General features: G+C 66.9%; 25 protein-coding genes. 7 read left to right on the top strand and 18 right to left on the bottom strand.

Annotation, left to right across the window (positions count from 1 at the left end):
• Positions 1-6: 6 nt before the first annotated feature.
• From NJH59_RS11875 to NJH59_RS25590, 3 genes are all read right to left on the bottom strand, one after another.
• Positions 7-1230 carry an SfnB family sulfur acquisition oxidoreductase gene (locus tag NJH59_RS11875; RefSeq protein ID WP_116052885.1) on the bottom strand — a complete coding sequence of 408 codons (1224 nt, stop codon included), beginning with the start codon at positions 1228-1230 and terminating at the stop codon, positions 7-9.
• Positions 1231-1492: 262 nt separating this feature from the next.
• A complete protein-coding gene (locus NJH59_RS11870; RefSeq protein WP_058541398.1) occupies positions 1493-2704 on the bottom strand; it encodes a YeeE/YedE family protein in 1212 nt (403 codons plus the stop codon).
• Between the two features lie 62 nt (positions 2705-2766).
• Positions 2767-3456, bottom strand: coding sequence for a CPBP family intramembrane glutamic endopeptidase (locus tag NJH59_RS25590; protein WP_088515301.1), 690 nt, complete (start codon positions 3454-3456; stop codon positions 2767-2769).
• A gap of 217 nt (positions 3457-3673) precedes the next feature.
• Here NJH59_RS25590 and NJH59_RS11860 point away from each other — a divergent pair, with 217 nt between their 5' ends.
• The 3 genes from NJH59_RS11860 to NJH59_RS11850 all read left to right on the top strand — a co-directional run bounded on the left by NJH59_RS11860 (position 3674) and on the right by NJH59_RS11850 (position 5670).
• Entirely contained in the window at positions 3674-4393 is a 720-nt protein-coding gene (locus tag NJH59_RS11860; protein WP_043864432.1) for an SDR family oxidoreductase, read from the top strand.
• Positions 4394-4494: 101 nt separating this feature from the next.
• Positions 4495-5022, top strand: a complete 528-nt coding sequence (locus NJH59_RS11855; RefSeq protein ID WP_253086826.1) for a UPF0149 family protein — start codon at positions 4495-4497, stop codon at positions 5020-5022.
• A gap of 123 nt (positions 5023-5145) precedes the next feature.
• The gene (locus tag NJH59_RS11850; RefSeq protein WP_253086825.1) at positions 5146-5670 is read left to right on the top strand and encodes a hypothetical protein; all 525 of its coding nucleotides are present in this window, start codon (positions 5146-5148) and stop codon (positions 5668-5670) included.
• Here NJH59_RS11850 and NJH59_RS11845 read toward each other — a convergent pair.
• From NJH59_RS11845 to NJH59_RS11825, 5 genes are all read right to left on the bottom strand, one after another.
• Entirely contained in the window at positions 5648-8050 is a 2403-nt protein-coding gene (locus NJH59_RS11845; RefSeq protein WP_253086824.1) for a TonB-dependent receptor, read from the bottom strand. The two genes, NJH59_RS11850 and NJH59_RS11845, sit on opposite strands and share 23 nt — an antisense overlap.
• Before the next feature lie 90 nt (positions 8051-8140).
• Positions 8141-9115, bottom strand: a complete 975-nt coding sequence (locus NJH59_RS11840) for a FecR domain-containing protein (protein ID WP_058541394.1) — start codon at positions 9113-9115, stop codon at positions 8141-8143.
• Positions 9112-9630, bottom strand: coding sequence for a sigma-70 family RNA polymerase sigma factor (locus NJH59_RS11835; protein WP_253086823.1), 519 nt, complete (start codon positions 9628-9630; stop codon positions 9112-9114). The genes NJH59_RS11840 and NJH59_RS11835 overlap by 4 nt, the downstream gene beginning before the upstream one ends.
• A gap of 67 nt (positions 9631-9697) precedes the next feature.
• On the bottom strand, positions 9698-10285 hold the full coding sequence (locus tag NJH59_RS11830; protein WP_253086822.1) for a hypothetical protein: 588 nt from the start codon (positions 10283-10285) through the stop codon (positions 9698-9700).
• A 70-nt stretch (positions 10286-10355) separates the two neighbouring features.
• Positions 10356-11165, bottom strand: a complete 810-nt coding sequence (locus tag NJH59_RS11825) for an AraC family transcriptional regulator (RefSeq protein WP_058541391.1) — start codon at positions 11163-11165, stop codon at positions 10356-10358.
• Positions 11166-11247: 82 nt separating this feature from the next.
• Between NJH59_RS11825 and NJH59_RS11820 the strand changes: the two genes are divergently transcribed.
• A complete protein-coding gene (locus NJH59_RS11820; protein ID WP_054916306.1) occupies positions 11248-12171 on the top strand; it encodes a DMT family transporter in 924 nt (307 codons plus the stop codon).
• Here NJH59_RS11820 and NJH59_RS11815 read toward each other — a convergent pair.
• Both NJH59_RS11815 and NJH59_RS11810 read right to left on the bottom strand, forming a co-directional pair.
• A complete protein-coding gene (locus tag NJH59_RS11815) occupies positions 12083-12628 on the bottom strand; it encodes a sterol desaturase family protein (RefSeq protein ID WP_054916305.1) in 546 nt (181 codons plus the stop codon). The genes NJH59_RS11820 and NJH59_RS11815 overlap by 89 nt on opposite strands.
• Positions 12629-12657: 29 nt before the next feature.
• Positions 12658-13287 (bottom strand): TetR/AcrR family transcriptional regulator, encoded by a 630-nt coding sequence (locus NJH59_RS11810; protein WP_043864423.1) that lies wholly within the window; start codon positions 13285-13287, stop codon positions 12658-12660.
• 128 nt (positions 13288-13415) lie between these two features.
• Between NJH59_RS11810 and NJH59_RS11805 the strand changes: the two genes are divergently transcribed.
• Both NJH59_RS11805 and NJH59_RS11800 read left to right on the top strand, forming a co-directional pair.
• Positions 13416-14498, top strand: coding sequence for a sugar phosphate isomerase/epimerase (locus tag NJH59_RS11805; RefSeq protein WP_078479921.1), 1083 nt, complete (start codon positions 13416-13418; stop codon positions 14496-14498).
• A complete protein-coding gene (locus tag NJH59_RS11800; protein ID WP_058541389.1) occupies positions 14495-15337 on the top strand; it encodes an alpha/beta hydrolase in 843 nt (280 codons plus the stop codon). The genes NJH59_RS11805 and NJH59_RS11800 overlap by 4 nt, the downstream gene beginning before the upstream one ends.
• A 73-nt stretch (positions 15338-15410) precedes the next feature.
• On the opposite strand, the gene NJH59_RS11795 is transcribed toward NJH59_RS11800, so the two are convergent.
• Both NJH59_RS11795 and NJH59_RS11790 read right to left on the bottom strand, forming a co-directional pair.
• Entirely contained in the window at positions 15411-15803 is a 393-nt protein-coding gene (locus NJH59_RS11795) for a lysozyme inhibitor LprI family protein (protein WP_043864420.1), read from the bottom strand.
• Positions 15804-15828: 25 nt separating this feature from the next.
• Positions 15829-16731: a LysR family transcriptional regulator gene (locus tag NJH59_RS11790; protein ID WP_058541388.1), complete on the bottom strand. Its 903-nt coding sequence runs from the start codon at positions 16729-16731 to the stop codon at positions 15829-15831.
• Positions 16732-16825: 94 nt separating this feature from the next.
• On the opposite strand from NJH59_RS11790, the gene NJH59_RS11785 reads away from it, so the two are divergent.
• Positions 16826-17299: a DMT family transporter gene (locus NJH59_RS11785; RefSeq protein WP_054916300.1), complete on the top strand. Its 474-nt coding sequence runs from the start codon at positions 16826-16828 to the stop codon at positions 17297-17299.
• Between the two features lie 4 nt (positions 17300-17303).
• Here the strand turns inward: NJH59_RS11785 and NJH59_RS11780 are convergent, their stop codons facing one another.
• The 6 genes from NJH59_RS11780 to NJH59_RS11755 all read right to left on the bottom strand — a co-directional run bounded on the left by NJH59_RS11780 (position 17304) and on the right by NJH59_RS11755 (position 22842).
• On the bottom strand, positions 17304-17825 hold the full coding sequence (locus NJH59_RS11780; RefSeq protein WP_236177013.1) for a hypothetical protein: 522 nt from the start codon (positions 17823-17825) through the stop codon (positions 17304-17306).
• A 15-nt stretch (positions 17826-17840) separates the two neighbouring features.
• Positions 17841-18368 carry a hypothetical protein gene (locus tag NJH59_RS11775; protein WP_236177014.1) on the bottom strand — a complete coding sequence of 176 codons (528 nt, stop codon included), beginning with the start codon at positions 18366-18368 and terminating at the stop codon, positions 17841-17843.
• Positions 18369-18917 (bottom strand): hypothetical protein, encoded by a 549-nt coding sequence (locus NJH59_RS11770; protein ID WP_054916297.1) that lies wholly within the window; start codon positions 18915-18917, stop codon positions 18369-18371.
• 73 nt (positions 18918-18990) lie between these two features.
• Positions 18991-19548, bottom strand: a complete 558-nt coding sequence (locus NJH59_RS11765; RefSeq protein ID WP_043864414.1) for a GNAT family protein — start codon at positions 19546-19548, stop codon at positions 18991-18993.
• Positions 19545-21137, bottom strand: coding sequence for a J domain-containing protein (locus NJH59_RS11760; RefSeq protein ID WP_052504323.1), 1593 nt, complete (start codon positions 21135-21137; stop codon positions 19545-19547). Before NJH59_RS11760 ends, NJH59_RS11765 begins: the two co-directional genes overlap by 4 nt.
• Positions 21138-21147: 10 nt before the next feature.
• Positions 21148-22842: a molecular chaperone HscC gene (locus NJH59_RS11755; protein ID WP_043864413.1), complete on the bottom strand. Its 1695-nt coding sequence runs from the start codon at positions 22840-22842 to the stop codon at positions 21148-21150.
• Between the last annotated feature and the right edge of the window lie 54 nt (positions 22843-22896).

Raw genomic sequence — 22896 nt, 5'->3', positions numbered from 1 at the left:
GGCGGCCTAGTTCCAGTCGTGACGCTGTGGCTTGGCCCCGTTCAAGGCCCAGTTGCCCACCAGGTGGTACTTCCAGCGCACCGGGTCGTGCAGGGTGTGCACGCGGGCGTTGCGCCAGTGCCGGTCGAGGTTGTGGCGCACCTGGGTGGAGCGCGTGCCGCCCAGCTCGAACAGGCGGTTGCTGGCCTCGATCGCCGCTTCGGTGGTCAGCACCTTGGCCTTGGCCACGGCCACCGAGGCCTGGGCCACCGAGTCCTCGTCGGGGGCCAGGCTGGCCCGGTCGAGCACCTTGCCGGCGCGCTCCAGCAGGGCCTCGGCGGCTTCCTGGCGAATCTCCAGCGCGCCGATCTGCACGATGGTCAGCGGGTCCTGGCTGGCCTGCTCCACGCCCGCATCGATCCACGGGCGGGCCTGCTCGCGGATGAAGGTGATGGCGTCGTCCAGCGCCGCACGGCCGATGCCGGCGTCGATGGCGGCGGTGGTCAGCTGCGCGAAGGGGCCGGCCAGGGTCGGGGTTTCGTACGAGCGGTAGGTGGGAAACAGGTTGAAGGCCGGCACGATCAGTTGCTGCGCCAGCACCGTGCCGCTGGAGGTGGTGCGCTGGCCGATGTTGTCCCAGTCATCGACGATCACCAGGCCCGGGGTATCGCGGCGCACGAAGGCCAGTTGCGAGCGGTCCTGCGAGTCCAGCGCCAGCACCCCCAGCCAGTGCGCGTACAACGAGCCGGTGCAGTAGCCCTTGCGCCCGTCGATGCGGTAGCCATCGGCATGGGGCACGATGCGGGTCTGGATCTCCTTGACGTTCTTGCCGCCGGTTTCCGACAGCGCATTGGCAAAGCGGTGCCCGGCCAGCACCAGGTCGAAGAAGAAGCGCTTCTGCTCTTCGCTACCCTGCAGGCGGATGTCTTCGAGCAGGCAGTAGTGGTTCTGCGGTATCTGCCCCAGCGAAGGGTCGGCGGCGGAGATGATCGCGATCACCTCGGCCAGGGTGGCGAAGGACACCTGCGCCCCGCCGTACTGTTTCGGTACGGTGATGCCCCACAGGCCGCTGTTGGAGAACGCATCCACCACGTCGGCCGGGACCTGGCGGCTGCGGTCGCGCTCGGACGCGCCTTCGCGCAGCAGCGCGGCAACCCGATGGGCAATGGCAATGGCTTCGGCATCGTCACGGATGACGTGGGCATCCGGCTGGCGGATGTCGTAGTGGGCAGAAACAGGGGTGGCAGTCATGGTCTATCTCGATGAGTACACAGAGTCACCCGTGAGATAGCACAACCCATGCCACTTGAATTTCACCTATAAATCAATGAGTTACGCACAACAGAAAGTGACATGGCTGGATGCACGGCAACAAAGTGTTGGCCAACTGTTCGCAGTGCAACAGTACGACAGCGGTCAGTTGCTCCCCGTACACCGCGCGCCTATTCGCAGTAACGGGCAGGCATGAAAAAACCGGCTGCTGCGAGCCGGTTCCCATGCAGTACCGCCAGCCTCAGCCGCCGCTGGCTGCCACGCTCTTGCGTTCAGCCACGAAGAACAGCGGGCGAATCCGCACCCCCACCACGTTGCCGGCATACGCCGCCACCAGCCACAGCCAGCCATGCACGCTGCCCGAGGCGATACCGCTGAAGTACGCGCCGATGTTGCAGCCATACGCCAGCCGCGAGCCGTAGCCCAGCAGCAGGCCGCCGATCACCGCGGCCAGCAGCGAGCGCAGCGGAATCTTCAGGCTCGGCGCGAAGCGCCCGGCCAGGCCTGCTGCCAGCAACGCACCCAGCACGATGCCGATGTCCATCACCGTGGTCACGTCCTCCCACAGCGGTGCAGCCAGCGCCTTGGCGTTGCCCGGCATCTGCCAGAACGCCCAGCTGCCCACGTCCACGCCCAGCCCGCTCAGGGTCTTGGCGCCCCACAGGGCGAACGCCGAGGTGATGCCCCAGGGCCGGCCCGCCAGTGCCAGGGTCGCGTAGTTCAGCAGCGCCAGGCCGATCGCGCCCCACACCAGCGGCCACGGGCCACGCAGGAAGCGACGCAGGCCCTCATGCTGGCTGCCTGCCGGGGCCTCGAGGGCGCCGTGGCGACGCTTCTCCAGCACCACCGTGCCCCAGGCGATCAGGCCGAACACCACCAGGTTAAGCACCAGCGCGGGGGCCACGCCAAAGGTCTGCACCACGGAGGTGGCCGGGAACGACGGCAGCGCGAACCACCAGTCGGCGTGGTGGGTTGCAGTTACCGAACCGATGATGAAGAACAGCAGCGTCACCAGCATGCGCGCGTTGCCACCGCCCACGGTGAACAGGGTGCCCGAGGCACAGCCGCCGCCCATCTGCATGCCGATGCCGAAGATGAACGCACCGAACACCACCGACACCCCGGCCGGCGCCACCAGCCCGGTCACCGGCTGGCCGAACAGCGTGCCGGCGCCCAGGGCCGGAAAGAACAGCAGCACGGCGATAGCCAGCATCACCATCTGCGCGCGCAGGCCGGCGCCACGGCGCTCATTGATGAACACCCGCCAGGCGGACGTGAAGCCGAACGCGGCGTGGTACAGCGTGAGGCCCAGGGCGGCGCCGACGATCAGCAGCAGCACCTGTTTGATGCCCACGCTGGCATTCAGAAAGACGGCGCCGACCACCAGCAATGACAGCGCAACCAGTGGCGCGCCGAGACGGCGCTCAGGCGCCGCGGAGAGAGAAAGACCCATGACGATACTCGGATATAGACGGAACAGGCCGCGAGTATACCGTCACCAGCCACCGTGCGGGCTCACGGATAGAACAGCGGGTACATCGCAAGCGCCAGGGTCGAGGCGCAGGCATGCATCGCCATGGGCACCAGCAGGCCGCCGGTTCGGATCCGCGCATAGGCCAGCATCAGGGCGAGGATGAACAACAGCACCACGGTCGACCTGAAGGTGTACTGCAGGTGGATGGCGGCAAACGCCAGGGCGCTGACCACGATCGCCACCACCGCCCACAGCGGCTTGCGGAACGGGAACAGGTTGAGCAGAAAATGCCGGAATGCCAGCTCTTCGCCCAGGGGGGCGAGCACGATGACCATGCTGGTCAGCAGCACGCGATCGGCCAGCGAACCGGCACCGAGCAGGGTCATGAACTGCAGCATGAACGGCTCGGCGGGCTGGTCGACCAGGGCGGCGTAGTTGTAGGCCAGCAGGTAGACCACCACCACGCTGGTCAGGCCAAGCCAGAGGGCCTTGTAGCTGAAGTTGGCCCCCCTGAAGGCATGCCCGGCCAGCGGGTTGCGCCGCAGCAACAGGTACAGCCCGCCGATGGCTGCACACGCCACCAGGTGGGCGCCGAACAAAGCCAGGGTGAAGTCCAGGCCACTGCCGAACAGAAAGGCGCCGGCGAACTGCGCGGTGAAGTACAGCAGCAGGCCCAGCAGCGCGAGGCCGATGCGCTTGCCGGTGGTGCTGGCGATGTAAGGGGTGGTCACGGGACTTCCTTGTACGGGGTTGTTCACAGCGTTCTCCTTGGCGGGGGGCGCATTATGGCGAGTTTCGCGGCTGCTGCGCAGCCCATCGCCGGCAGCCGGCTGCTACAGGCTAAGCGCTCAAGTAGATTCACATCTGGATACATCCGGCCATTTGCCATTCCCCTCGCCCTCTGTTTGCATCCGCGCTCTCTCCCCGTGCAGACAAGGAAATCACCCCATGAAAACCCTGGTAGTCGGTGCCAGCAAAGGGCTGGGCAAGGCCCTGATCGAAGGCCTCGGCGAGGCGGGCGACACGCTGGTCGGCGTGTCGCGCACGCGCCCCGACGGCATCGCCGCCAAGGCCGGCGTGCAGTTGAACTGGGTCGAAGCCAACCTGGCCGAGCCGGCCAGCGCCGCGCACGCCATCGCCCAGGCTGTGGCAGAGCACGGCCTCGACACGCTGATCTACAACCTCGGCATCTGGGAAGAGCTGGCCTTCGACCCGGCCTACGACTTTCTCGGCGACAGCGACGCGCAGGTACAAGCCATCGTCAGTTGCAACATCACCGCCACCCTGCTGCTGATCAAGCGCCTGCTGCCCACCCTGCTGCGCAGCGCCACCCCGCGCATCATCCTCACCGGTTCCACCTCCGGCCTGCCCCAGAGCGGGCGCCCCGAGGTGGCCTTCGGCGCCTCCAAGTTCGCCCTGCGTGGCATCGCCGATGCGCTGCGCGAAGGCTACCGCGAGCAACGCCTGGCCGTGACCTGCCTGAACCTGGGTTACCTCAACACCGAAGACCCGCTCAGCACGCCCCGCGACGTGGCCGAGCAACGCGGCGAAGGCCAGCTGATCCCCGTGCACGACGTGGTGCAGGTGGTGCGCATGGCACTGAGCCTGTCGTCGGCCAGCTACGTCAAGGAGCTGACCTTGCCGGCCCTGCTCGACGAGCGCTTCTGAGCGCTGATCAGCACGCTGGATAAAAAGCGGCGAAAGCGCCATCCTTCCCGCCTTTGACGCGCAGCCTGGCTGCGCCCACCGTTATGTGAAGGACCTTTTTCATGCAGACGCTCAACGACACCGACTTCGAGTTCATCGAAGACATCCTGCTGCAGTATGGCGATGACCATTCGGTGCTCAACGCCTCGGAACTGGACGGCTACCTCACCGCGCTGGTGTCCGGCCCTGCGCCTGTGGCTATCGACGACTGGTTCCCGGGGATCTTCGGTGGTCGCCAGCCGGAATGGGAAAGCGCTGCAGACTGCCAGCGCTTCGTCGAACTGGTGACCCTGCACGCGAACAACCTGGCCGAGCGGTTCTCGCCGCGCTTCGAGGAGACCGAGCACAACGGCCAGCCGCTGACGCTGGCCGAAGAGTGGTGCTTTGGCTACCTGCGCGGTGCAGGCCTGGCCAACTGGCCGGCCTTGCCGGCGGCGCAGCAGGTGGCACTGGATGTGATCGAGACCTGTGCCGCACAGGACAACTTCGAACTGCCCGCCGACCTGGATGTGGCGCTGCATCGCCAGCGCGTGGCCGCCATCGAGCCCGCGGCGCGGGCGTTGCAGGGGTACTGGGCGACGCAGCGCTGAAGCGGGCGGCGGCGCCGCCCATCGCGGGTCGAGCCCGCTCCCACAGGTTCGGCGCAGTTCCTTGTGGGAGCGGGCTTGACCCGCGATGACGCCAGCACATACCCCAACAATCCGGAGCAGTGCATGCCCACCACCCTCACCGCCGCCTTCCCCCACCACCTGGCCCGCGAAGTCCAGGACCTGGCCCGGCAACTCGACCTGCCCAACGGTGACCAGGGCATCGCCGTCACCCTCGACGGCGAACCCCTGACCCTGCCCTACCGCCTTCACCTGCCGGCTGCCGATACAGCCCGGTCACTGATCCACGCCTGCCTGCTCACCCGCCACCCCGACGGCCACGTGCGCGAGCGTTACCTGCAGCAGATCATTCGGGCACCAGAGACGTGGGTCATCCCGTTCGTGTTCCAGCTCACCGGCGAATACGTGATCGAGCTGCTGGCGCTGTGCGAGGCCAACCTGCCGACCCTGGACGCCAGCGCCTACGGCCGCTTCTTCAACGACAACACCGCCTACTTCAGCCTGACCCGCGCACGCATGGTCAGCTACTGGGACTGCTACCACCGCAGCCGCCACCCGCACCTGCGCAGCTACGTGGGCACCCGCCTGTTCCGCGCCTTCAGCGACTTCACAACGACCACTTCACGGTGAACATCACATTGCGCGGCTCGCCGAAGATGTTGGCCCCGGCCGGGTTGCTGATGCTCTGGTAGTAACGCTTGTCCGCCACGTTGTTGAGGTTGGTCTGCAACGTCACCGCCGGCGTCACGCGGTACTGGGCCATCAGGTCGACCACGCTGTACCCGCCCTGCTTCACGCTGTAGCTGGTATAGGTGCGGCTCTGGGTGCGAAAGGCCCCGCCCACGCTCCATTGATCGAGGTCGCCCGGCAACTGGTAGCTGGTCGCCAGCTTGAACAGGTTGTACGGCGAATCACTGTCGAAGCGGTCACCCTTCTGCGCCGAGCCGGTCGCCTTCACATACTCGGCCGCCGCATAGGTATAGCCGGCCGACGCCTGCCAGCCCGGCGCCAGTTCGCCGCCCAGCTCCAGTTCCAGGCCGCGGGTACGAATTTCGCCGGCCGCCTCGTAGCAGGCATCCATGGTCGGGCAATCACCTGCCGGCAACGACTTGGCCAGGTTCTCCTGGTCGAGCTGGAACAGCGCGAAACTGGCGTTCAACGCGCCACCGAAGTACTCGGCCTTGAGCCCGGCCTCGTAGTTGGTGCCGGTTACCGGCGCCAGCAGGCCACCGCTGCTGTTCTGGTATTCCTGCGGCTTGAAGATGCGCGTCCAGCTGGTGTAGACCGAGTAGGTGTCGTTCAGGTCATAGATCAGCCCCGCATACGGGGTGACCTCGCGGGTGGCCTTGTAGTCGGCGCCGAAGGCGTAGGCCCCGACCTCGGTGTGCTGCTGGTACTCATACCAGTCCAGGCGCGAGCCGAGGATCAGCTTCAGGTCATCGCGCAGGTTGAAACGCACGGCGGTGTAGGCACTGGACTGATCCACCTTGCCCTTGCGTGACCAGTTGTAGTCGATGGCCGGCCGGGGCACGTCCTTGTAGTGGAAGTTGTTGGGGTCCACGACATAGTTGAAGCTCGCATCCGGGCCGCCGCCAGGGCCGTCGTCGGTATCGTCGCGGCGGTAGCTCGCCCCCACCACCAGTTCATGGGTACGCCCGAACAGGCTGAACGGCCCGCTGGCATAACCATCGATACTCTTCTGCGTATGTTCGTAGGAGTAGCGCCCCACATTCAGTTGCAGCTCGTCGGCGGTCGGGTCGAGCCGGTAGTAGCTGCTGCCCAGCATCTCCAGGTTGGCCTTCAGCCAGCTGGCGCTCAGGCGCAGGCGCCAGTCGTTGTCCAGGCGATGTTCCACCTCGGCGAACACGCTCTTGTTGGTCTTGTCCCAGTAGGTCCAGTCGGGGCTGAAGCGCGACGAGCGGGAAATGTCGAGGAAGCTGCCATCGGCATGGGTCGGGCTGCCGTTCCAGTCCGCGCCGGGGTTGTCCTCGCGGTTGTAGTAGCCGCCCAGGGTCAGCGTGGTGGCGTCCGACAGGTCGAATTCGGTGATCCCGTACAGCAACTGGCGCTGGTTGCTGTAGGCATCGGTAAAGCTGTTCTTGTCCTGGTAGCTGCCCACCACTCGCCCGCGTACGGTACCGGCATCATTGAGGCTGCTGCTGGCGTCGATTTCGGTACGGTAGTTGTCCCAGCTGCCGGCTGCCGCCGTGAGGGTGATCTGCGGCGCCAGCGTGGGGCGCTTGCGCACCAGGTTGAGGGTACCCGACGGGTTGCCCGAGCCCACCATCAGGCCGGAAGCCCCGCGTACCACCTCCACCCGGTCGAACATCGCCAGGGTCGCGGTGCCCAGGGTGTCGCTGTCGTAGGCGATGGGCAGGCCGTCGACCATGATGTTGTCGATGGCCGCACCGCGCGAGTAGAACTGCGGGCGCTCGCCGCCGGTCTTGCGCAGGGTCAGCCCCGGCGTGTAGCTGGCGATGTCGTCCAGGGTCTGCATGTTCTGGTCGTCCATGCGCTGGCGGGTGACCACGGTCACCGACTGCGGGGTTTCCCGGGCCGAGGCCTTGAACTTGGTGGCCGTGGCCATGCTGGCGGTGGTGTAGGAGCCAGTGTTTTCCGTGACCTCGCCCAGCGCACTGCCGGTGATGCTGGTGGCACCCAGTTGCAGCGCATCACTGCTGTCGGCCTTCTCCAGGGTCAGGGTGCCGTTGTCGGTCACGCGCAGTTGCAGGCCGCTGCCCGCCACTGCCTGGCGCACCGCTGCCTCGGCGCTCAGTTGCCCGTTCACCGCCGCGCTCTGGCGCCCGCGCAGCAGCGCCGGGTCCACCACCAGGGTGCTGGCGCTTTGCCGGGCGATCTGGCGCAGGGCCTGGTCCAGCGGTTGCGCCGGCAACGCATAGCGCTGCATGGCTGGGTCCGCCCAGGCGCGGTTCAGGTCGAGGGAGCAGGCAGAAACGGCAACCGCGACAGCCAGTGCCAGGCGCGCGGGGCTCAGGAGTTGGGGACGCATGTGAAGGGCTTTCCTCGCAGGAAGTGAATGGGCGTTTCCTGCTATGTCCAGCGAGCCGAAAAAAGCCTTCACCCTGGCGGAATGTTTTTTTCAGCGCAGGTCGATCAGCGTGATCGGCCCGAACGCCTCGACACTGATCGGCAGCACCTGCGCCAGCGATTGCAGGGCGCGGTCGCTGTCGTCCAGCGGGAACACCCCGAACACGCGCAGTTGCGCCGCCGCCGGGGAAACCCGCAGCACGCCGTAGCGGTAAGGGCGCAAGGCATCGATCACGCTGCCCAGCGACGCGTCGTCCACCTCCAGGCGACCTTCCATCCAGGCATCCAGGCGGCCTTGCTCATTGCCCAAGGGCGAGAGTGCATCGTCGGCAAAGCGCAGGGTCTGCCCGCTGTCCACCACGATGCTCTGCCCGGCGCGGTTACGCACCTGCACGCTGTGCTGCTGCACGCTGACGGCACTGCGCTGATCCAGCGTGGCGACACTGAAGCGCGTGCCCAGGGCCCGCACCCGGCCTTGCGCAGTGACCACCTCGAGGGGGCGGTGCGGGTCGCGGGCCACCTGGATGTTCAGCTCGCCGTGGCGCAGATGGATCACCCGGGCTTCGGCACTGAACGCCACCTCCACGGTGGTGCGCGCATTGAGCAGCAGCACGCTGCCGTCAGCCAGTTGAATGCGCCTGCGCTCGCCGGTGCCGCTGTAGTGGTCGCTGAACACGGCGTCCAGCGGCATGCGCCGTTGCACAGTCAACAACGCCGGCAGGCCCAGCATCAGCAGCAAGGCGCTGCCGCCGCGCAGCAACCGGCGCCGCTGCAGCGACAACCCGCTGCTGCGCAGGGCGCGGGTGGCCGCACTGGCGCTGCCGGGCACTTCCAGCAAGGGGTTCAAGGGTGTGTGGGTGGCCTGGGTAACCGCCTGCCAGGCCTGGCGATGGCTTGCGTCCAGCGCCTGCCACTGCTCGAAGGCGTCGCGGTCGGCTGCCGTCGCCGCCCCCGAGCCCAGGCGCACGCTCCATTCGATGGCTTCGCGCACCGCCGGGGTCAGCGCTGCCAGGCTGCGGCCGCTCACGTGCCCGCGCCCAGTTTCGCCAGGTAGCAATGGGTCACGGCGCGCCGCACCCAGCGCTCGACGCTGCTCAGCGACACCTGCATCTGGTCGGCGATCTGCTGGTGGGTCAGGCCCTCCAGGCGGTTGAGCAGAAAGGCATGGCGCACCTTGGCCGGCAACCCGGCCAGCAAGGCATCCACCGCCTCCAGCGCCTCGCGCAGCACCGCCAGGGTTTCCTCGCACGGCGCCACCGGCTCGGGCAGGTTGGCCAGCGCTTCAAGGTAGGCGCGCTCCAGCTCGCCGCGACGCCAGAAGGTGTACAGCACCCGCTTGGCGACCATGCACAGGAACGCCCGCGGCTCGTCCAGCTGGCCCAGGTGCGGCGAAGTCAGGGTACGCAGGAAGGTGTCGTGGGTGAGGTCCGCGGCATCGGCGTGGGAATTGAGCCGACGGGCCAGCCAGCCGCGCAACCAGTGATGGTGTTCGGCGTACAGCAGGTGCAACGGGTGCTGGGCGGACGGGCGCGGGTTGGACATGCGAGAGGCACACTAATGGTAATTGTTCGCATTCTTATCCCTCGCCCTGGGATTTGCAAGCCGTGCCCTACTCGCGGCAACTGGGCGAGCCGCCCCAGCGCATGCTGCGAATGCAGAAGTAGCGGTCCTTTTTCAGGGTCACGGGGGCGATCGTGCAAGGCAGCACCGCCGGGTCGATCTCGATCGACATCTCATCGGCCGCGTAGCGATCGTCATCGAATTCGATCACGCAGGTGCCGTCCTCCTGCGCCCGCTCGGGAAAGCGCAGGCCCTGTACCACCTGATCGCCCATCTTCACCCGCAGCGGGCTCGGTGCCGATGAGCTGCACGCCTTGAGGGCCGGATGGTTGACGGTTATCCACAGTGGGTACTCGCCGCCTGTGCGGTCAGGGAACAACGGAATGAACAACAGCGACTGGTAGGTCGACTGACCGTGATTCACCACCTTGAGCCACAACGGGCTGGCGTTGCAGGTGGCGCCCAGCGACGCGCCGTAGCGCAGCTTGGGGTCGGTGTGGTCCTGCCAGCCGCCCAGGCGGTCGGGCTTCCAGTCATGGCCCCATTTGTATTCGGTACAGCCGCCCAGGGTGAGCAGCAAGCACAACAGCGTGGCGATACGGTGCACGGTGAAGTCCTTCCTTGGTGGAGCATCCATCGGGAACACATTGTCGGGGCCAGGCGCCTCGCCGGCAAGGCCGGCTCCTGCACGCCGGCTCCTGCACGAGTCAGCCGCGCTGGAAGCAGCCCGGGGTGATGCCGACCACTTTCTTGAAGGCCCGGGTCATGTGGCTCTGGTCGAAGAACCCGCAACGCAGCGACGCCTCGGCGATGCCCACGCCACTGCGCAGCAACTGCTGCACCCGCGCCACCCGCGTCTGGATCTGATAGCTGTGCGGCGATACGCCCACGCTCTTCTTGAACACCCGTATCAGGTACAGCGGATCGAGCCCCACCCACTGCGCCAGGTCGTTCAGCGCGATGTTCTGCGCGTACTGCTCGTCGAGCATCTGCCGCACCCGTCGCACCACTTCGCGTTCGTCGGCCACCGCCCGGGGCTGCGGCCCGCCGCACCGCTCGAACAGCTGGCTGACCAGGTGCAGCAGCACGCTCTCGCGCTCAAGGCTCGAACACGACTGCTCGATCACCTGATGCTGGTGCAGGAAGGCCTGGGCAAAGCCCATGTCGTGGGTCAGCGCCTGCTGGAACAGGTGGATATGCCCGTCGCCGAAACGCCCCTCGAATACCGCACGGTTGAGCCACTGCGGGTCAAGGTAGAGCATGCGGTAGCTCCAACCCTCGGCGCTGCCCGGCACGCCGTCGTGCATCTCGCCCGGGGTCAGGGTGACGATGCTGCCGGCGGTGCCCAGGTGCTGGGTGCCACGGTAGAAGAGCTTCTCCACGCCCGCACCGATCACCCCCACCGCGTAGCGCTCATGGGAATGGCGGCCGAAGGCCCGTGCGCTGTAGCGCGCCGCCAGCAATTCACAGCCCCCTTCGGGGACGCGCCAGAAGCGCGAGAAGTCCTGTTGCTCCATGGCCTGTCCAGTTTTGTGCAATACGCGCGCAAGGCGGGTGGATAAATTTGCCCGACTTCTTCGCAACAGACCAGAGAAAACCATGCAGTCATCCAACGGGGTCACCCTCTCCAGCAACCGGGCCATCGTCGAGCTGACACTGGGCGGGCTGATGCTCAGCCTGTCGGCGCTGGCGGTGGCCTTCGCCCATATCGGCGCCGGGGGCGCGGGTTTCTACCGGATGCTGATCGCCTCGGTGCTGTTCTACCTGCTGCTGCGGGTGAGAAGGCAACCTGCTCGCCTGGCCCACCCCAGGGCTCGACGCTACACCGCCCTGGCCGGCGTGTTCCTGGCCATCGACCTGATCCTGTGGCACCACAGCATCTACATCGTCGGGCCGGGCATCGGCTCGATCCTGACCAACTGCCAGGTGTTCTTCATGACCTTGCTCGGGCTGTGCCTGCTCAAAGAGAAACCATCGCTGTATTTCGTCGCCTCGATCAGCCTGGCCTTCGTCGGCCTGTACCTGTTGCTGCTGCCGGAGATGGGCAGCGCGCTGGGTATCCAGGGCGTGGTCTATGGCGTGCTGTCGGGGCTGGCCTATGCCGTGTGCGTGTACTACCTGAAAGTCACCACCCAACTGCCCCAGGGCGGCGGCGACAAGATCGCGCAGATGCTGCACCTGAGCCTGTGGGCGGCCGGGGTGATGCTGGGGTACGCGCTGTTGCGGGGCGAGAGCCTGGCCATCGCCGACCAGCAGACCTTCTACATGCTGGTGATCTATGGCGTGCTGGTGCAGTTCGTCGGCTGGTTGCTGGTCAACCGCTCGATTGGTGCCATCAGCCTCGGGCTGGCAGGGCTGATCCTGCTGCTGGAGCCGGTGATCACCTACTTCATCGACGTGGCGTTTCTGGATAAGGCCAGTTCGGCCATGCAGATCACCGGGGCGCTGGTGACGGTGCTGGCGGTGTACATTGGCTCGATAAAGCCGCCGAGCAAGGCCCCGGCGCTGAGCGAGCCGGCCTGACACGGCGCTCGCGCAGCTGCTGCCTGAGCACATGCAGGGGCGGTGCGTAGAGGAAGCCGAACGACACGCTGTGCCTGCGCCCCTTCACCGCGTGGTGCATCAGGTGTGCGTGGTACAGCCGACGCAGATAGGGGTGGCGCGGCCTGGGGCGCGCGGGCCAGTGGCGGTGCACGATGCCGTCGTGCACCAACACGTAGATCAGCCCGAACCCCGCCACCCCGGCGCCCACCCACTGCAACGGGTCGTGGCCGGCATTGCCCAGCACGATCAGGGTGATCGCGGCCAGGGCCAGGATCAGCAGGTAGATATCGTTGGTTTCCAGCGTGCCCAGGTGCGGTTCGTGGTGCGAGCGATGCAGAAACCAGCCCCAGCCGTGCATCACGTACCTGTGCGCCAGATAACCGACACCTTCCATGGCGACCAGGGTGCAGAGAAAAATCGCGAAGTGGGCAATCATGGTCGGTACGGGGTTGGGAAATGACGGTGTCAGGGTATTTGATCGGCGGCCGATGGTCCATGCCCACCGGTAGCCAGGGCCAGCATCTGCATGGCCGGCGCCACTGCCTTGAGCAGGCGCTCACGCGCGATCCCGTCGCGGGCCTGCACCGACAACCCATGCAGCAGCGTGGCAAAAAAATCGCCCAGCGATTGCACATCGACCTCGGGTTTCAACTCGCCCGCCTCGGCCGCCTGCTGCAAGCGCTGAATGATCGACAAGGTTTTTTCGCGGCGATGGTCGGCCAGCCATTCACGCACGGCGTCATTGTCGGCCGAGCAGTTGGTGGCTGCCGACACCACCATGCAGCCCAGTGGGCCCGCTGGGCGGGTGTACAGATCGACGGCATCGAGCAACAGCCGCTCGATGGCCTGGTAGGCCGTGGGTTGCTCGCTCAGCGCCTGGGTTGAAAATGCGCCCTCTTCGCGCTCATACAGCTCGATGGCCTCCTTGAACAAGCGCTCCTTGGAGCCGAACGCGGCATAGATGCGCGCCGAAGCGATACCCAGCGCAGCCACCAGGTCGCTCATGGACGTGGCTTCGAACCCTCGTGCCCAGAACACATCCCGGGCGGTGCGCAACGCGGCTTCACGGTCGAACTGGCGTGGTCGGCCTGCCATCTCGATAGTCTCCAACCAGGAATGAAGGCGGCATTATCCGTAATTGTTTGTCGAAAGACAAAGAATACTTGACGACGCGCAAGCTGCATCCTTATTGTTTGTCGATCAACAAACAATAGGAGTTCCACATGATCACGTTGAAAGGCCCCAGCCTGCATCTGGCGCAATTCAGTGCCGACCAGCCACCGTTCGACTCACTGCCCAACATCGCCCGGTGGGCTGCGCACATGGGCTTCAAGGCGTTGCAGATACCGGCCTGGGACAAGCGTCTGTTCGATGTCGAGCTAGCCGCAAGCAGCCAGGCCTACTGCGACGACATCACTGCCATGCTGGCCGAACACGGGCTGGTGATCAGTGAGCTGACCACGCATCTCTTTGGCCAGCTGGTGGCGGTACACCCGGCATACGACGCCTTGTGCGACAGTTTTGCACCGGCCCACCTGCAGGGCGACGCGGCTGCCCGCAGTGCCTGGGCGGTGCACCAGCTCACCTGCGCGGCCATCGCGTCGCGGCGCCTGGGCCTGAGCGACATGGGGACTTTTTCCGGTGCACTGGCATGGCCGTACGTCTTTCCCTTCCCGCAACGACCCGACGGCCTTGTTGAAACAGCCTTCGCCGAGTTGGCCAGGCGCTGGCTGCCGGTGCTCGATACCTGCGCCGAACAGGGCATCAACCTGTGCTTCGAAATTCACCCCGCCGAAGACCTGCACGACGGCGCAAGCTTCGAGCTGTTTCTCGAACACGTCGGCCACCACCCGCGCTGCAAGATGCTGTTCGATCCCAGCCACCTGATCCTGCAGCAACTCGACTACCTGGCGTTCATCGACCACTACCGGGACTACATCCGCATGTTCCACGTCAAGGACGCCGAGTTCCTGCCCACCGGCAAGCAGGGCCTGTTCGGCGGTTATCAACCCTGGCTCAAGCGCGCCGCACGCTTCCGTTCGCTGGGGGACGGGCAGGTCGACTTCAAGGGCATCTTCAGCAAGCTGGCCGAATACGACTACAGCGGCTGGGCCACGCTGGAGTGGGAGTGCTGCCTGAAAAACCAGCACGATGGGGCACGTGAAGGCGTGGCGTTCATCAACCGGCACATCATCCAGGTCACCGACACGGTGTTCGACGACTTCGCCGGTACCCCGGTGGCGCCGGCGGTCATCGCCAGGATGCTCGGCCTTGAAGGCAACCCTGTCGGGGAGCTGCAACGATGAGCACGCACACTCACCATTACGCCCATGTGCACGGCCTGCGCCTGCACTACGTCACCCAGGGCGAAGGGGCACCGGTACTGCTGATCCCCGGCTGGCCACAGACCTGGTACACCTGGCGGCACGTCATGGCGGCCCTGGCCGACAACGGTTACCAGGCGATTGCCGTGGACCTTCCCGGCATGGGGCTTTCCGACAAGCCGCTGGACGGCTACGACACCGGCACCTGCGCCGCCCGCCTGCACGCGCTGATGGGGCAACTGGGGCACGAACGCTATGCCGTGGTGGGCCACGATGTGGGCATGTGGGTGGGGTATGCCCTGGCCAGCGATTTTCCGGGGGTGGTGAACCGGCTGTGCCTGAGCGAAGCGGTGATTCCGGGCCTGGCGCCGGCGCCGTCGATCTTCGCGCCGCCGGAGCAGAACATCTTCCTGTGGCACTTCATGTTCAACCAGTTGCAGGACCTGCCCGAGGCGTTGATTACCGGGCGCGAAGCGCAGTACCTGAGGTTCATGTTCGAGAAATGGGCTGTGCGCCTGGATCGGGTGGCGGTGGATACCTATGTGCAGGCGTACTCGGCGCCGGGGGGCTTGCGTGGCGGGTTTGCCTACTACCGCGCGATACCCGAAACGATTCGCCAGAACCAGCAGCGCGGGCAGGTGCCACTGGGCATGCCGGTGCTGGCGATCGGGGCGCAACTGGCAACCAATGATGCGCCGCGGGTAACCCTGGAGGGGCGCGCCACCACGTTGCAGGGCGCGATCATCGAGGGCTGCGGGCACTTTGTGACCGAAGAGGCGCCCGAGGCGTTTGTCGGGCACCTGCTGCCGTTTCTGCGCTGAGGGTTGCGGCGCGGCCTTCGCCAGCAAGGCGCGCGCCTGTCATCGAGCGCGTGCCATTGCCCGCGAAGGGCGTTCAAGGCGCCTGCAATGCCTCCAGCTCATCCGCGCGTTCGGAGGTCATGCGCAGGCGGCAGCCACCGCCATTGAGGATGTCCATGGTGCCGCCGGTCTGCGTGAAGTAGAAATCGCAGTTGCTGTCGATGTACTTGATCCACGCCCGCTGCGCATCCCGGAGCTTGCCCTGCTGCACCGGCCCAAACGCGGCCATGGCCTTCTTGTAGACCTGGTTCAGGCGTTTGTCCTGGCGGGCGATCTCGGCGTTGTTGCATTCGTTCATACTCACCGTGGTGTTCGCGGTGTCCATGCAGGCCTTGTACGCCGCCGAAGTCTTGTCCTGCGCCAGCGCCAGCGGCGCAACTGCCGCCAGCGACAGCACCGCAACCCCCATCATCCGCTTGATACTCATGGCTTGCCTCTCCTGTTCTGACTGCCTAGGGCGCACAGGCTCGCATGACCTGCTCGCGCAACCAATGGTGCGCCGCTTCCTTTTTGCGTCGCTCGTGCCACACCTGCTGAAAGGCGAACGCGCGAATCGCCAGCGGCGGCTCGAAACAGCGCAACCCACGCTGCGCCTTGAGGTTCTGCACGCTGCGCCGCGCCACGGTCAGCACCAGGTCGGTGCCCACCAGCACGTCGCTGGCCGCCGCCCAGTGCGGCAACGCCAGCACCACCCGGCGCTGCTGCCCCAGCGCCGCCAGGGCCTGGTCGATCTCGTTGTCGGCCCCGGGCCGCATCGCCACCAGCACATGGGGGCGCGCCAGCCAGGCGGGCAATGTCAGCCCGCCACGGGCCGGCAGCGTGGCGCGGTCGGCCACACACACGAACCCCTCCTCGAACAGCGTGGCGGCCTGCAACGGCTCGGCCAGGGTGGGGAATACGCCCAGCGCCAGGTCCACCTCGCCATCGAGCAACTGGCCGAGCATCGCCTCGCGGCTGCCCTGGCTGACCACCAGGTCGATGCCCGGTGCGGTCTCGCGCAGGCAGCGCATCAGGCCCGGCAGCACCACCCGCGCGCCATAGTCCGACATCGCCAGGCGAAAGCTGCGCCGCGCCCGCGCCGGCTCGAAACCGGGGCTGCCCAGCAGCGCATCCAGTTGCTGCAGGGCATCCTGCAACGGCGCCGCCAGTTCCAGCGCACGCAACGTGGGCTGCAGGCGGCCCGCACGGCGCACCAGCAGCGGGTCCTGGAAGATCTCGCGCAACTGCGCCAGCGCATGGCTCACCGCCGGCTGGCTGCGGTGCAGGCGCAAGGCCGCGCGCGAGACGTGCTGCTCGGCCAGCAGCGCATGCAGGGTCAGCAGCAGGTTGAGGTCGATACGGCGCAGATCATCCATGTGGCGAATAGCCCCTGTGCACAATTCGAATTTCCATCAGTGAAACAGATAACCAAGACTGTACCAAGCCCTCCATAGCCAGAAGGAAACCACCATGAACCTCAACCTCGCTGTCGCCATACCGCTGCTTGTCGCCCTGCTGGCCGGTGCCGCCGTGCCGTTCCAGGCCGGCGCCAACGCCGCGCTCGGGCGCCTGCTCGGGCACCCGCTGTGGGCCACGCTGATCTCGCTGGCGGTGAGCGTGCTGATGGTGCTGCCGGCCCTGCTGCTGATGCGCGCACCGCTGCCGCAACTGGCCAACCTCGGCCAGGCGCCGTGGTGGGCGTGGCTGGGTGGCGTGGCCGGGGTGGCCTACATCACCGCGGCGCTGATCCTCACCCCGCGCCTGGGCGCGGCCGGTTTCATCGTGTGCGTGATCGCCGGCCAGGTACTCTCGTCGCTGATCATCGACCAGTGGGGGCTGATGGGCCTGCCATCGCGCCCGGTCAACGGCCTGCGCATCGCCGGGGTGGCGCTGATCATCGTCGGCATGCTGGTGGTGCAATGGGGCACCCGCGCCAACCGTTGAGGGCTCACCAGGGGTGGGTGCGCTCGAACACGTAGCCGTGCTGGGGGAACGCATTGAACAGGATCACCCCCAGCACCACCAGCAACAGCAGCCAGTCGACAACGCGCAGACGCGGCACCTGGCGCACCTCGCGCCGGTCACGACAGTGCAGCGCCTGCCCCAGGGTCATCAGTACGAAGGCGCCGATCCACAGGTAGTACCCCACGCCCAGCGCGGTGAGTCGCACGAAATCGTAGGACTGCGGCGTGTTGTCCGGCACCGTGCTCACCACCAGGAACGACAGCCCCAGCAGCAGCGCCAGCACCGACAGGCCCAACCCCACCCGCGGCCACCAGCGATGGGCCAGCAGCGCCAGGCCGAAGACCGGGTTGGCAAACCAGCCATAGATCTGAAACGGGATGCCCCACAGCCCGTACACCAGCAACCATACCGAACTCATGTGGGCACCGTTGTCGGTGTAGTAGGCATTGAAATACAGGCAGGCCACGTACAGCACCAGGCTGAGCGTGAGGTAATGACGTTTCACAGGAGTGTCCGCAGGTCAGATGGAATTGGAGGGTATTGCCGGGGCCGGAGGCGTGACATTGGCGCCGCTGCCCACGCTGAACGAGAACGCCGCCGTGGCATAGATCGCCGCCACCAGCACCCAGGCCAGCCAGCCCTGGCCAGGCCCGCCCGGCGCCTGCTGGCGGTTGAGAAACTGGCCGGCCACGTATGCCGCCAACGCCAGCAACCACAGGTAGTAGGCGCCGAGCAGGTTGGCCTGGCCATTGGCCTTGCGCGGCACCAGCGCGCTGTCGCCCCAGCCGATCACTGGCAGCCACTGCGCCGCCAGCACCAGTGCCGCGACCGCCGCCAACAGCGACAGCAGCGGCCGGTTGCGCCGCAGCATCAGTGCCAGGCACAGCAGCGGGTTGGCCCACCAGGCGCTGCCACCCAGCCAGCCGAGGGTCAGCACATGCATGCCGCGCATGGTCACCTCGCTGACCGGCACGGCATCCAGAAACAGGCTGCCCAGGTACAGCGCCAGGCTCAGTACCACGTAATGCCGCTTGAACAGTGCCAGCATCTAGTTGACCCCGAGTTCGCAGTCGTCGCAGGCCGCTGGCGGCTCGCCGAGGTTCATGTAGACCGGTCGCGCCGGCGCGACGGTGGCCTTGACGAACGACAGTGGAATGGTCAGCACGATACCCGCCACCAGCACCCAGTGCAGCCAGCCCAGCGCTGGCTGGGTGAGCCTGGGCTGGCGCCGGTAGCGGTGCTGGCCGATCACGAACGCCAGCATCGAAGCCAGCCACAGGTAGTAGCCGGTGCGCACGTCAGGCCCGCCGTGGGGCGCCGGCGGGATCGGCGACCAGTCGGTCCAGCCCAGCGCCAGGGCCGAGCCCGCCAGCAGCAGTGCGCACCAGCCCAGGCGGTAAGCGGTTTTGGGGTCTTTGCGGTGGGTTGCGAAGGCGCCCAGCAGCAGCGGGTTGGCGAACCACAGGCCGCCGGCCAGCCAGCCCATCGACAGCGCGTGCATGCCGCGCAGCACCGAATCGTGCCCCCAGGCGCAGGCCTCCGGGTACAGGCAGGCGAGGTACAGCAGCAGGCTCAGCAAGCGGAAATCGAAGCGCACCAGTAAGTCCATTCAGCCGGGTGGGAAGCGGGGCGCGACGATAGCCCATCGCCTGCCCCGCTGTCCAAGTCATTCAGGCCGATTCGAGCAGCAGCCCGTACAACGCCGAATCCGACACCTCGCCGGCGATGCACCAGCGCTCGCGCAGCAGCCCTTCACGCTCGAAGCCCATGCGTTCGAGGGTGCGCGCCGAGGCACCGTTGCGCGGGTCGATCTCGGCCTCGAGGCGGCGCATGTTCAGGCCGATGGCAAGGTACTCGACGAACAGCTCCAGCGCCTCGCCCATGTAGCCCTGGCCCTGGGCGCTGCTGGCCAGGCAGTAGCCGATTTCGCCGCGGCGCGACTCGGCGTCGATGTTGAAGAATTGGCACATGCCCAGCAGCAGGTCGCTGCCCTGCGGGTAGATACCCAGCTTGAGGCTGCGCCCGGCCAGGTAGGCGGCGCGGTCGGCCAGCAAGGCCACTTCGGCTTCGTCCAGGGTCTGCCACGGCCCGTGGTGCCAGTAACGCATCACCTCGGGGTCGGCCATGATCCCCAGCCACTGCTCGGCATCGCGGGCCTGCATGGGCCGCAGTTGCAGGCGCGGCCCGTTCAGGCACAGCGCGGTGTCGAAAGCTTCAGGCAAACTCATGAAATTACTCCTGGTGGGTGAACCTGCCACCACGCCACCACGCCCACCGTTACCAGCAGGACCGCGGCCTGGGCCAGGTTGAATTCGTAGAGCCGGTGCAGCGTCACCCACGGCTGGCGCCACGCCGGGCCGCCTTCCTGTGGTGGCTGATACGGCAACAGGCCAAGCAGCCCGACAGCGAAGTAGCCCGTCAGCGCGACGATACCGGTCCACGGGTGGGTACCGGCCAGCATCGGGTAGATCGGCAGTGCCAGCAGCAGGCGCGGCACGCCATGGCGCAGCAGCAGACGCTCGCCATCGGGGTTGAACCGACGCGGGATCAGCCATTCGCTCAGGCGCAGGTCCAGCGCCAGCAGGTTCGGCGCGGTCCACAGCCAGAAACGCATGAACACCGCCGACAGTTGCACCGTCAGCAGCGAGCCCACCACGGCGGCAATCAGTACATTGGAGGGGTGCGCGAAGAAATCCGGCCCCGCCAGCCACAGCACGATCACCAGCACCATGCAGCTCATCACCCGCAGGTAGCTGCGCGGGTGCAGCGGGCGCGGCGCCAGCCTGCGCCAGAAGTACAGGTCGCGGTGCGGCACCTGGTCGAGCAGTTCGGGGTAGTGGTAGAGCAGGGTTTGCGTCAGATGCTCACAGGCTTCCCAGTCGGCCTCGCTGAAGCCCTGGGCCAGCGCCACCTGCTGCTTGAACTCGAGGTTGCGCAGCAGCAGGTAGGCCGCATTGCCCTCGGGGTTGGTGTGCCAGTGCCACTGCTCGGCCAGGGCCTGCTGGCGGGCGAACCAGGTATCGCGACGGCAGCGCTCGTTCAGGCCCTGCCACAGGTGCGCGGGCCGGGGTCCACCGTCATCGTCGCTCCAGTTGAAGTAGCCGCACACGCGTTCGAACAGCGCGGTGCTGCTGCCGGGGTGATCGTGCAGCAGCTCCAGCAGCATGGCCTGGAACTGCTCGCGGCGGTCGAAGGGCTCCAGCCAGGCCTGCCCGCCCCAGTGCTGCAGGCTGGCGAAAAACGCCTGTTCGTCGCCCGCCTGCAAATAGTGCTGCAACTGCGCGTGGCAGGCTTGCCAGAGGCTGCCCAGCAGTTCGTCGCCCTGGTACGCGCCGATCGGCACCGCCTGCCAGGGGGTGAACCAGCCACGCCTCGGCACCGCCCAGTGCAGGATGGGCAGGCGCAGGGTTTCGTCATCCAGGCTGCGCTGCAGCAACTGCTGCTCGAAGGCCGCCTCGCACCCCAGTTCACCGGCCTGGCGCCACAGGTTGTCGAGCTGCGCAGGGTCCAGCCCTTCGAGCAGCGCGCGGGCCTGTTGCTCCCTGGCGGGTGTGGGTTCGACGTCGACGTGCACCGCCGCGGCCTGCGGGGCTGGCACATCGGCCGATTCCAGCGCTGGCGCTGCATCGTCCTCGTGTGCCCAGCGGCTGCGCGCCAGCGCCTGTTCATAGGCCTCGCGCAGGCGCTGGAAGGCCTCGGGGTCCTCGTCGGGGCGGTGCACCTTGAGCAGGCGCGCATACTGGCGCCTGATACTGCGTTCATCAGCGCCCGGGGCCAGGGCCAGCACGCTCCAGCAGTCTTCGATCACGTCACTCATTGCCGCTCCTTCAGCGCCAGCTGTCCTGGCCCAGTTCATTCACGCGCTGTTCGAGCTCGTGGCGCACCTCGCGGATCTGGCGCTCGTCCTGGGTTTCCAGCACGCGCTGGAACTGCGCGGCCCAGGCCCCGATCAGCTCACGTACCTCGCCCAGGCTTTCCTGATACAGGCGCTCCAGGCGCGCCAGCAACAGGGTGTTGGGTTGCTGGTCACGCGGGTGGGTCTTGAGCTCGGCCAGCGCCGCCAGGCGTTCGCGTACCTCTTCGGGGCTGAGTACGCCGGGGTTGTTCTCGATCACCAGGGCATGCTGCTCGCCGGTCAGCGGGATGCTCACCTGGGCTTCGAGAATGCCGTTGATGTCGTAGGTGAAGCGCACGTCCAGGGCCACCTCGCCGGCCTTGCGCCGTGGCACCGGAATCTCCAGCACGCCCAGCAGCACGTTGTCGCGCACCAGGCGGCTCTCGCCCTGGAACACCTTGACCAGCACCTGCTCCTGCTGGTCGCCGACGGTGTACACCGTCTGCACCCGGCTCACCGGCACCACGCTGTTGCGCTCGATGATCGGCAGGTAGTGCCCGCTCTCGTGGCGGTCACCGACCTGGCGCACGGTTTCCATGCCCAGGGTGTAGGAGCACACGTCGGTCAGCACCACCTCTTCGAGCGCGGCATCCCGGGCCTTGAGCGCGGCCTGCACGGCGGCGCCGTGGGCCACCACTTCATCAGGGTTGAGGCTGATCGAAGGGAAGCGCCCGAACAGCCCAGCCGCCAGCTTGCGCACCAGCGGCATGCGCGTGGTACCGCCCACCAGCAGCACTTCGTCCAGGTCCGAGGCGCGGATGCGCGCATCGCGCAGGGCGCGTTCGATGGGGGTGCGCAGGCGTGCCAGCAGCGGTGCGAACAGGTCGGCCAGGGCGTCCTGGGTGTATACGTGGCGCCATTCGCGGCCCTCCACGCGCACCACGAAGTCGGCCTGCTGGGCCTGACCCAGCTGCCGGCGTACACGCTCGGCCTCGCGGCGCAGCGGCTGCAGCAGCGTGGTCGCGCCGGGGAAGTCGTTGCCCTGCTGGGCCTGCACGAAATGCTCCAGCAGCAACTGGTCGAAGTCTTCACCGCCCAGGTAGTTGTCGCCGGCGCTGGCGCGCACCTCCATCACCCCTTCGAACAGCTCCAGAATCGACACGTCGAAGGTGCCGCCGCCCAGGTCGAAGACCAGAAACGAGGTTTCCTTGTCGCGCTGGTGCAGGCCGTAGGCGAGTGCGGCGGCGGTGGGTTCGTTGATCAGTTTGTCGACGCGCAGCCCGGCCAGTTCGCCGGCCACGCGGGTGGCCTTGCGCTGGGCATCGCTGAAGTAGGCCGGCACGCTGATGACCGCCTCGGTGACCGGCTCGCCATAGGCACGCTCGACGTCTTCCTTGAGGCTCTTGAGCACCAGTGCCGAGAGTTCTTCGGGGCGGTAGGCACGCCCACCCAGGGTGACCTGCTGATTGCTGCCCATGTAGCGCTTGAACAATGCGGTGGTCAGGTGCGGATGGGTGTGCAGGCGCTCGCGCGCCGCCTGCCCGACCAGCACCCGGCCCTGGTCGTCGAGCCCCACCACGCTGGGGGTGAGCGTGTGGCCGAGTGCGTTGGCCACCAGTTCAGTGGCGCCATCGCGCCACACCGCCACCAGGCTGTGGGTCGTGCCCAGGTCGATACCGACGATCATCAGCGACTTCCCTCTCATCAAATCAGAGGGCGATGGTACTTGAGGTACCGGCGC

This window comes from Pseudomonas sp. VE 267-6A (assembly GCF_024126555.1).
GTDB classification, from domain to species: Bacteria; Pseudomonadota; Gammaproteobacteria; order Pseudomonadales; family Pseudomonadaceae; genus Aquipseudomonas; species Aquipseudomonas palmensis.
This window is presented reverse-complemented; position numbering and strand designations above follow the sequence as displayed.